General features: G+C 47.3%; 6 protein-coding genes and 11 tRNA genes. All 17 read right to left on the reverse strand.

The annotated features are described in order from the left end of the window. Positions 1-7 precede the first annotated feature (7 nt). Complete coding sequence (gene sigW, locus AB4Y93_RS12995; RefSeq protein ID WP_167278956.1) at positions 8-574, reverse strand: RNA polymerase sigma factor SigW; 567 nt, start codon at positions 572-574, stop codon at positions 8-10. A gap of 401 nt (positions 575-975) precedes the next feature. Further along, on the reverse strand, positions 976-1896 hold the full coding sequence (locus AB4Y93_RS13000) for an EamA family transporter (RefSeq protein ID WP_441892519.1): 921 nt from the start codon (positions 1894-1896) through the stop codon (positions 976-978). A 163-nt stretch (positions 1897-2059) separates the two neighbouring features. Further along, entirely contained in the window at positions 2060-3184 is a 1125-nt protein-coding gene (locus AB4Y93_RS13005) for a S1C family serine protease (RefSeq protein WP_441892521.1), read from the reverse strand. Between the two features lie 189 nt (positions 3185-3373). Beyond that, entirely contained in the window at positions 3374-6184 is a 2811-nt protein-coding gene (gene ppc, locus AB4Y93_RS13010; RefSeq protein WP_441892523.1) for a phosphoenolpyruvate carboxylase, read from the reverse strand. A 186-nt stretch (positions 6185-6370) separates the two neighbouring features. After that, positions 6371-6444, reverse strand: a tRNA-Gly gene (locus AB4Y93_RS13015). A gap of 7 nt (positions 6445-6451) precedes the next feature. Continuing rightward, positions 6452-6528 (reverse strand) — tRNA-Pro (locus AB4Y93_RS13020). A 28-nt stretch (positions 6529-6556) separates the two neighbouring features. Further along, positions 6557-6633 (reverse strand) — tRNA-Arg (locus tag AB4Y93_RS13025). A 6-nt stretch (positions 6634-6639) separates the two neighbouring features. Beyond that, positions 6640-6714, reverse strand: a tRNA-Gly gene (locus tag AB4Y93_RS13030). 170 nt (positions 6715-6884) lie between these two features. Continuing rightward, a complete protein-coding gene (locus AB4Y93_RS13035) occupies positions 6885-7736 on the reverse strand; it encodes an ABC transporter ATP-binding protein (protein ID WP_441892525.1) in 852 nt (283 codons plus the stop codon). Between the two features lie 197 nt (positions 7737-7933). Further along, positions 7934-8668 (reverse strand): oxygen-insensitive NADPH nitroreductase, encoded by a 735-nt coding sequence (gene nfsA, locus AB4Y93_RS13040; RefSeq protein WP_441892527.1) that lies wholly within the window; start codon positions 8666-8668, stop codon positions 7934-7936. Between the two features lie 89 nt (positions 8669-8757). Continuing rightward, a tRNA-Leu gene (locus tag AB4Y93_RS13045) sits at positions 8758-8840 on the reverse strand. A gap of 24 nt (positions 8841-8864) precedes the next feature. Further along, a tRNA-Lys gene (locus tag AB4Y93_RS13050) sits at positions 8865-8937 on the reverse strand. Between the two features lie 8 nt (positions 8938-8945). Then, a tRNA-Gln gene (locus AB4Y93_RS13055) sits at positions 8946-9020 on the reverse strand. 9 nt (positions 9021-9029) lie between these two features. Continuing rightward, positions 9030-9105, reverse strand: a tRNA-Val gene (locus AB4Y93_RS13060). A gap of 36 nt (positions 9106-9141) precedes the next feature. Continuing rightward, positions 9142-9216 (reverse strand) — tRNA-Glu (locus AB4Y93_RS13065). Between the two features lie 16 nt (positions 9217-9232). Further along, a tRNA-Thr gene (locus AB4Y93_RS13070) sits at positions 9233-9308 on the reverse strand. A 3-nt stretch (positions 9309-9311) separates the two neighbouring features. After that, positions 9312-9387: transfer RNA gene (locus tag AB4Y93_RS13075), tRNA-Asn, on the reverse strand. Positions 9388-9470: the final 83 nt, after the last annotated feature.

Genomic DNA, 9470 nt, shown 5'->3' on the forward strand with positions numbered 1-9470 from the left:
AATTGAACTACAGCTTATGCTCCAGTTTTTTTCGCAAAAACTCCCTGCCTCGGTGAACACGAGTCTTAATCGTCGTTACCGGCATATCGAGTACATCGCTGATTTCCTGCAGAGACATCTCCTGAATATATCGAAGCATCATAATCGTCTTATACTTCGGAGGCAGCGAGTCAATTGATTCATGAATAATACGCTGGGTCTCTGTGAGCAAGAGCTCTGACTCCGGCGTACGATTATCGCTTGGAATCATGGAATAGCCATCAAGCCCCTCATGATCTGTTGATTCCGCATCCAGAGAGTACGAAGGCTTCCGTTTCCTAAGCCGATCGATACATAGGTTTGTCGCGATCCGGTAAATCCACGTGGAGAATTTAAGCGATTCGTCATATCGCTCCAGATTTTTATAGACCCGCAGGAAGGTTTCCTGAACGACGTCCTCCGCCTCTTGGCGGTTATATAACATTCGGTAGGCCATATGGAACAGCTTGTCCTGATACAGCCCTACAAGCTCTGCAAATGCCCGCTGGTCGCCTTTGAGTGCTAATCGAGCTAGGCGGGCTTCCAATACATTCACTATTCATCCTCCCAAAAAGAATTATCACATGCTTTTCGTGATAATTCTTACTTCGTAAGCATGGTTCAGTCACGTGCTTTTCGTGATTCTTACTTCGTAAGCATGGTTTAGTCACGCGCTTTTCGTGATTCTTACTTCGTAAGCATGGTTTAGTCACGTGCTTTTCGTGATTCTTACTTCGTAAGCATGGTTCAGTCACGTGCTTTTCGTGATTCTTACTTCGTAAGCATGGTTCAGTCACGCGCTTTTCGTGATTCTTACTTCGTAAGCATGGTTTAGTCACGTGCTTTTCGTGATTCTTACTTCGTAAGCATGGTTCAGTCACGTGCTTTTCGGATTCTTACTTCGTAAGCATGGTTCAGTCACGTGCTTTTCGTGATTCTTACTTCGTAAGAATGGTTCTACGTTTGAATGGTTGACTGACGTAAACGTGAACCATACTCGGCACACACAATGCCGCCTAGAATAAGCACGATGCCGGCAATACCGCCAAGCGATATCGGTTCACCTAGAATCAGCCAGGCACCAACGACCGCGAAAGGCAGCTCCATCGCTCCAAGCATGGACGCAAGCCCGCTTCCGATTCGGGGGATACCGGCATTAAAAAAGACCGTCGGCAGAACCTGTCCGATTAGTCCAAGCGCAATTCCCCAGCCGATGAGTCCCCATTCTCCTTCAAGGCCGCCATCAAACGCCTTATATCCATACATGATTGCAATAACAACAAAGCCAAATGACATCATAATTGCAGATTTATAAACGGGATCATAACCCGGCGCCACTCTGCCTGTCAGGAGCAGAAATAAGCTATATGTTACCGCAGAGCCAAGGCCATACCATACACCTGCCCAATCCATATCGGTGAGCTTATTCTCAAACAGTCCGGCCGCGAGCACCGTCCCTGCCATCGCCATCACAATCGATGCCCATTGCCATTTCGTGGGCCATTTACGTTTCCACAAACTTTCTAGCAAAATCGTAATCCACATGAACTGAAAAAGCAAGACAATTGAGAAAGAAGCATCCAGTCTCTCCAAAGTTTGATTATATAAGACAGTCGTCATACTTAGTCCAAAAATACCTGTAAAAGCTAAAGCCCCCCAGTGCTTCCAGCTGAAAGCGAGCTTACTCCATGTCGCTGGTCTAATCAGGACCAGCAGCCAAAGTAATATCGCACCGGCCCCTACTTGATGAACTGTAATTTGCTGAAAGGTATAAGCTTTCTCATAAGCGATCTTCAGAACCGATGACATAATTCCGTAGCAAGCCGCAGCTATAAGGACCATAATAACCGCTGTCCAATAGCCAGATGATGTTTTCATAATACAAAAATCCTCCGTTCACATCTGGTCTATTATATCGGTTCTGCCCTTATATAGCAAAGCGGGAGAAGCACGTCTATCCTCTTCGATTCTGCGCTTATTATAGAAGAAGCGGAGAGGCCCACATGCCTCTCCGCTTCGAATGACTTATCAAATAATGGCTTTATACATTATGACCAACGAGCTGTTTAAGTGCTTCTTGAATCGTACTTGTCGGAATGGCGAAACCAATACCTTGCGCCTCAGAGTTCACAGCAGTGTTAATACCAATCACTTGGCCGCTCGCATTCAGCAGTGGACCACCGGAGTTACCTGGATTAATGGAAGCGTCCGTTTGCAGCAAATGCTCGTACACATGATCGCCGTCTTCATCACTAATTGTGATTGGACGCTCCTTCGCGCTTAATACCCCAACCGTCATCGTATGATCGAAGCCATATGGGTTACCAATTGCGATCACCCAATCGCCAATAGCCGTTTGATTCGAGTCACCGATTGCGAGTGTCGGGAATGCCTCTGTTCCGTTGATTTTGAGAACAGCCAAATCCTGATCCGCATCCTCCCCTACTACCTCTGCAATGAACGGCTCATCATAACCTTCTACTTGCACCTTCACCTGCGACGCATCTGCGACAACATGCTGGTTAGTTAGGATGTAACCGGATGATTCGAAAAAGAACCCTGTGCCCGTTCCCGCCAATTCAAGCTGTGAGCTATCTGTGGAACCAGACTGACCACTGCCCTCTTGTGTCTGCGGCACCTCTCCAAACCCTTGGAATCCGCCTCTTCCCCCATACCCTCTGCCGTTGCTTTGCACCGGCTGCGTGTAGTTCTCGATCTTAACTACTGCTGGTGATGCTGCTTTATAGACATCTGCGATAGTCGCATCAACACTAACTGACGCTGTTGTTACACCTGCTGCTTGCTGCGCCGAGTTACTTGCGGTGGTTGTCGCTGCTGTAGAAGCCTGCTCGTTGCCGGTGAACAAGTTTGTCCGGTCCGATGCATACATGAAACCACTGATGACCACGGCGCCAACCAAAAAAGCAGCTACCATCGCTTTCGCCTGTGACTTCTTCTTGCCTGGCTTCTTGCTTCCCCATCCTGAATTCCCTTGTTCCCCATCTTCATCTGTCATCTTCATTAATTGATTCTCGTAGGCTGACCGAAGACTAGATGCAGAACGATTAGGTCCGTAAGTATAAGTGTATGGTTTATGTTCCGCTGTGGATTCCGGCGTATCTGTATCATTTACGTTATTATGGTTATTTTCATAGTCATTGTTCATCTTTATCGCTCCTTTTCATTACGACCGCGATTTGCGATTCATGTCCCTTGCTTGATTCCTATCATGAGGCATGTACCTTAAATCAAACTTAAGTGAATTTAAAAGGAGGATAAAGAAATAGACAAACACACAAAAAACCGGACATTCGACTTGTACTAAGCCAAATGTCCGGTTTTATCATTATTTCTATTAGCCCGTGTTTCTCAGGCCAGCTGCAATTCCGTTAATCGTAAGAAGAACTTCACGGAGCAGTTCAGGATCATCTTCATCCTTCGCACGAAGCTCTCTCAGCTCTGTGAGAAGCTGAACTTGCATATAGCTGAGTGGATCAACGTAAGGATTACGCAGACGAATCGATTCTTGGATGACTGGTACGTTATCCAGAATCTCATCTTGTCCTGTAATACTTAGAATCATATCCGAAGTCAGCTTATACTCGTTCTCGATTTGTGTGAAGATACGATCACGAATTGTGCTGTCGGAGATCATATCCGCATACTCCTTCGCAATCGTCAAATCTGCTTTAGCAAGTGCCATTTGCAGGTTGTCGATCAGTGAACGGAAGAACGGGAATTTCTCATACATCGTCTTCAGTGTTGTCAGACGCTGTTCATCATCACCCGTGTACTGCTTAAGAGCTGTACCCGCTGCATACCATGCAGGCAGCAAGTAACGGCTTTGCGTCCAAGCGAATACCCAAGGAATCGCACGCAGATCTTCAAAGCGGTCGCTATTCTTCCGTTTCGATGGTCGGGAACCAATGTTCAGTTCGCCTACCTCTGGAAGTGGAGTCGACTCTTTGAAGTAAGTCAGGAAGTCAGGATCGCGGAAGATCAGATCCTGGTACTTGTTCAGTGCAGTCTCGGAGATGGAACGTGAAATCTCTTCCCACTCTTTCAACACGGCATCATCTTGAGCTTGTGGATATTTCGCAAGACGTGCTGCTGTAATAAGCGCCCACGATGCTTGCTCAAGGCTGCGGTATGCAATGCCCTGCATCGAGTAACGCGAAGACAATACTTCCCCTTGCTCCGTAATCTTAATGCCGCCGCCAACAGTATGTGGAGGCTGTGCAAGAATACTGCGGTTAAGCGGCATGCCACCACGGCCAAGTGCACCGCCGCGTCCATGGAAGAACTTCAGCTTAACGCCGTGTTCACCTGCAGTTGCTGTTATATCATTCAGGGCTACGCGCAGTTCCCAGTTCGCCGTTACCGCGCCGCCGTCTTTATTACTATCGGAGTAACCAAGCATGATTTCATGCAGGTCGCCTCTTGCCGCTACAGCTTGACGATAGATTGGCAGTTCGAAGAGCAGCTTCATGATACCAGGAGCAGCATGCAGGTCATCAATTGTCTCGAAGAGAGGTACCGATTGCAGTGTGCAACGAACGCTGCCGTCTGCTTCTTTACGGAATAAGCCTACCTCTTTCGCGAATACCATAACCTCCAGCATGTCGCTTGCACCTTGCGTCATACTAATCAGATAAGTCGAAATACACTCCGGTCCAAATTCCTGTTGTGCTTTGTAGACCGTTTGATACACGTCCAGGCACTCACGAGTCGAAGGCGAATAATCCAGATGCGACGAAGTAAGTGGACGAGGGTCTTCCAGCAATTTGCTGAGAAGGGCAATCTTCTCATCTTCGGAAAGCGATCCGTAGTTTGCTACAACATTCATTTTCGCCAAAATTTCCGACATCGCATTCTCATGCTCTTGGCTGTGCTGGCGGATATCCAAAGCAAGCATATGGAATCCAAACAGCTCAACTTGACGGACAAGCTTGCCGATATGTGTATCGGCTACGTAATCTGCAAAATGGCCGCGTAAGCTGCGGTCGATGATATGCAGTTCATCAAGCAGTTCGCTTGCGCTGTTGTAACGCATAGGAGAGCCCTTGAGGGATTCATCACGAGTGTTAGCCAGCTTCTCAAGCATAAAGCCGAGCTTAATGCGGTATGGCTCTTTCGCATTACGCCATAGGTCGATACATTTCAGTTCGACATGCTCACGGTCTTTCTTGATCGAGTTGATCAGCTCTTCCGATACCTCAACAAGGTTTGTGCTGAAGCTCAAAATGCTGACAAGCTCATGCAATTTCTCTTCATATTTCTTAATAGCAAGCTGGCGGTTAAGCGTCAGCGTCTCCCATGTTACCTTCGCAGTTACCGACGGGTTACCGTCGCGGTCTCCGCCGATCCATGAGCCAAAGCGCAGATAGCTTGGTACATGCCATTTCTCGCCTGGATAGTATTTAGTAAGATTGCGTTCCAGTTCTTCATATACGTTAGGAAGCACTTCGAACAACGTCTCGTCGAAATAATACAAGCCATTGCGTACTTCATCAATAACAGTTGGCTTACGGTCACGAAGCTCATCAGTTTGCCACAGAATAAGCACTTCATTCAGCAGCTTGTCCCGAAGGATCTCGCGTTCACGGTAAGTCAGAGTTGGATTATCAAGTTCCATTACATCTTCAGCAATCCGCTTATGAATATCAAGCACGGCTCGACGCGTCGCTTCCGTTGGATGCGCAGTCATAACGAGCTCTAGTGAAATATTGCTCAAGATCTCTTGAACACCTTCAATATCGATATTACGCTCTTTCAAATCCGAAATAGCGCTCTCGATGGAACCGCGTTGTACACTTTCCCCAGCCGAACGCTCATAATCACGTTTGCGGCGAATACGATGATTCTGCTCTGCAATGTTGACCAACTGGAAATAGATCGCAAAGGCACGGATCACCTGATGGCGAATTTCCGGGCTTAACGATGCAACCGTCGTCTTAAACTGTTCAAAAAGCTCAGGCACAAATTCTGCGCGCAGGGCTTTACTTGTTTCACGAATTTGTTCAACAATATCCAGCAGTTCGCGGCCACCTTGATGGACGAGCACTTCCCCGAGTATGTTGCCTAGGAAACGGACGTCTCTGCGCAGCAAATTATTAGCCTGCGGCCGGTGTTGTGCCGATAAAGTCGATGTTACTTGGTCCGACATACTGATCCTCCTGTACTTTAACGCATTTTCATCTTCTTTTCATCATACTACAAAATGACGCTCGGTTGAAGCCCGAAGCGTCCACTTTCTTTTTAGAACACAGGAAAGGCAGCCCCCGCAAGGGCTGCCAATGTTAGGATATAAAATATAAAAACTCCTTCCGAGGAAGGAGATTGTTTGAAAATCTGGAGCGGGTGATGGGAATCGAACCCACGCTATTAGCTTGGAAGGCTAAAGTTCTACCATTGAACTACACCCGCGTATAAATGGTCGGGATGACACGATTTGAACATGCGACCCCCTGGTCCCAAACCAGGTGCTCTACCAAGCTGAGCTACATCCCGACAAGTATAAGTAAGTATTGATAAAAATTGGCGCGGCCTAAGAGATTCGAACTCCTGACCTTTTGATTCGTAGTCAAACGCTCTATCCAGCTGAGCTAAGGCCGCACATTATGGAGCGGAAGACGGGAATCGAACCCGCGACCCTCGCCTTGGCAAGGCGATGCTCTACCGCTGAGCCACTTCCGCATGTTACTTTCGCTGTCGTCCGTTACGTTTATCATCGCGGCGACAAGTAATAATATATCACCATCGAAAACAAAATGCAACTATTTTATAAAAGTTTTTTTAGGATTATTTTAGCAGACCTAGAAAAGTAAAAGCCGTGCTTATTCAGCACAGCCTTTTATTGCTAATCATTATGCCCCTGCTGCAGTCAAAATACGTTCAGGCTGTGCTGTTGCCAACACTTTATCAGCAGCCGGTTCGCCAGCCAATGCATAAGGCAAGCATAAAGGTACACCAGTACGCGGGTCCGGTACAATGTCCGCCTCAATATTGAACACCTCACGCAAAATATCCGGTGTCATAACTTCGGCCGGCGTACCTTCACCTACAACTGTACCCTTCTTAATCGCAACCATATGGTGAGCGTAACGGGAAGCATGGTTCAAGTCATGCACAACCATGACAACCGTACGATTATTCATCTCATTAAGCTTCTGCAGCAAATGCAGAACTTCAAGCTGATGGGCCATATCCAAGAATGTTGTTGGCTCATCAAGAAACAAAATATCAGTCTCCTGYGCGAGAGCCATCGCAATCCATGCACGTTGACGTTGGCCCCCCGACAATTGATCTACTGGACGATCTGTAAATTCACCCATCCCGGTAGCTTCAATTGCCCATTGAATAATGCGGCGGTCTTCCTTGGTCAGTGAGCCAAAGCCCTTCTGATAGGGAAAACGTCCATACGATACAAGCTCTGCAACGGTAAGACCGTCTGGGGCTGTCGGATTTTGCGGCAAAATAGCCAGCTGCTTCGCCACTTCCTTCGTTGACTGCTTATGAATTGATCTACCGTCCAGCAGTACGCTGCCTCCTGATGGATGCATCAAACGCGCCATCGTCTTCAGGATGGTCGATTTGCCCGATCCATTGGAGCCTACAAGGGCTGTAATCTTACCTTGAGGAATAGCAATATTTAAATTTTGAACGATGAGACGATCATCATAAGCAATGTCGAGATTCGAAGTCGTAAGACGAATCATGTGACCTGCACGCTCCTTCCGATGCCGTAAAGCGGCCCTTTTCCGTTATTATGTGCTAACTGCGCGTCCGTGATAACAATTATCAATTAACTAGGTATAATGATAATCGTTCTCAGATGAGATGTCAATGACAGAACTGTGATACTTGTCCAAATGCATTGACAGTCATGTTTCGGTTCACGATCAGCACATAACACTTATTCGAGCTCGAATCCTTGCTTCTGTAAGAAGGAGCGCATATGCATACGTACTGGCCCTGCCTTGGTAGCCATAGCCTGCGACCAGGTTGTGCCTGCCTTCCCATTTGACCTAGCCTTCATATAATTGCTCATCGCCTCGTCATAAGCATCAATATTTGAATCCATTGTATTCGTCTTATAGCTATTCTCATAATAAACAGCTGCGCGCGGCAATCGTGGTCGATCAAGCGGGGATTGATCGGGGACACCTATACACATCCCAAACACCGGATACACGTGCTGAGGAAGCTCCAAGAGCTCAGATATTTGTTCTGGTTGATTACGTATGCCGCCAATATACACGATACCGAGCCCAAGTGACTCCGCAGCAATAGCAGCATTCTGAGCGGCCAGCGCTGCATCTACTGTACCAATTATGAAGTTTTCCGTTGTACTTAATATTTCCCCATCATAATGCCGTCTAGCCGCTTGTTCCCAGCGGTACAGATCCGCACACCAAACGAGGAAGACAGGACTCTCTTCTATATAAGCCTGATTGCCTGCAAGCTTTGCCAGCTCATTGCGAAGCTCCTTATCAGTAATACCTATAACCGAATAGGCTTGCATATTGCTTGAGGTCGAAGCCTGTTGTGCAGCCGTTAATATCGCATCCAATTGTTCAGCAGTAACTGGATCCTTCGTGAATTTCCGAATGGAGCGATGCTGCTTCATTAAACCTATGGTTTCATTCATCATAATTCTCCTTTATCTCTTAAGTCTTATGGCTACAATGTAACACAAAAAAACCTTCAGGACATCTCCTGAAGGTTGAGTGTTAAGTATGGTGCGCGTAGAGGGACTTGAACCCCCACGGTTGCCCGCCAGATCCTAAGTCTGGTGCGTCTGCCAATTCCGCCATACGCGCATGGGTGAAACTTATTAAGAAAAGTGAGCCATGAAGGACTCGAACCTTCGACACCCTGATTAAAAGTCAGGTGCTCTACCAACTGAGCTAATGGCTCGTAATAAATGGCTGGGGATCAAGGATTCGAACCTTGGAATGACGGAGTCAAAGTCCGTTGCCTTACCGCTTGGCTAATCCCCAAAGCTGTAATGGTGGAGGCTGAGGGGATCGAACCCCCGACCCTCTGCTTGTAAGGCAGATGCTCTCCCAGCTGAGCTAAGCCTCCACAGGCAATTTACTTCCACCAACACAAAAGAAATTATGGTGACCCGTAGGGGACTCGAACCCCTGTTACCTCCGTGAAAGGGAGGTGTCTTAACCACTTGACCAACGGGCCTTACAAAAACTTCTACTGGAGCTCTCAACCGGGATCGAACCGGTGACCTCATCCTTACCATGGATGCACTCTACCTACTGAGCTATGAGAGCAAATGGCTCCCCGAACAGGACTCGAACCTGTGACAACTCGATTAACAGTCGAGTGCTCTACCAACTGAGCTATCAGGGAATACATTCAAAGCTTGAGCCTTGAAAACTGGATGCGAAAGTTTAAAACTCCTTAAGTCAAGCATATGCTTCCGAAGTAACTTT

The sequence above is a fragment of the Paenibacillus sp. YAF4_2 genome, from assembly GCF_052113225.1.
Classification (GTDB): domain Bacteria; phylum Bacillota; class Bacilli; order Paenibacillales; family Paenibacillaceae; genus Pristimantibacillus.